1 pseudogene is annotated in these 567 nt (G+C 66.0%); it reads left to right on the top strand.

Going from position 1 to position 567, the window contains the following annotated elements:
* Nucleotides 1–567: pseudogene (locus NKI37_RS31880) on the top strand (adenylate/guanylate cyclase domain-containing protein); the annotation flags it as partial.

A 567-nucleotide genomic window follows, 5' to 3' on the forward strand; every position in this document is an offset into this window, starting at 1 on the left:
ACTGCTGCTGGATCCCGCAGCATCGGGAAAGGTCACGGCCGCGCCACACCGGCCGAGCTCGCGCGTCATCATCCTGGCAGGCGCCGCCGCCTTGGCGATCGCCGCGATTGCCGGCATTTTCGCATGGCAGAAGTTCTCAGTGCCATCGCGGCCATCGGTTGCCGTGCTGCCGTTTGCAAACCTCGGCGGCGATCCAGGCCAGGACTATTTCGCTGACGGCATCACCGAGGATCTGATCACCGACCTCACCAAGCTGTCCGGTCTGGACGTCATCGCGCGCAACTCGGTGTTCGCCTACAAGAACAAGCCTGCAGCGCTGGCGGACGTCGCGCGCGACCTTGGCGTCCGCTTCGTTGTCGAGGGGAGCGTCCGCCGCACCGGCGAGCAGATCCGCCTCAATGCCCAGCTCATCGATACGGCAACGGGCGACAATCTGTGGGCCAACCGGTTCGACCGTGGCATGGCCGGCGTGTTTGCCGTCCAACACGAGATGAGCGGCGAGATCGCCAAGGCGCTTGGCATGCAACCTTCGGCAGCGGAAAGCGAGCGCATGGCGCGGCCGCCGAC

Source organism: Mesorhizobium sp. M0626 (assembly GCF_040320665.1).
Classification (GTDB): domain Bacteria; phylum Pseudomonadota; class Alphaproteobacteria; order Rhizobiales; family Rhizobiaceae; genus Mesorhizobium.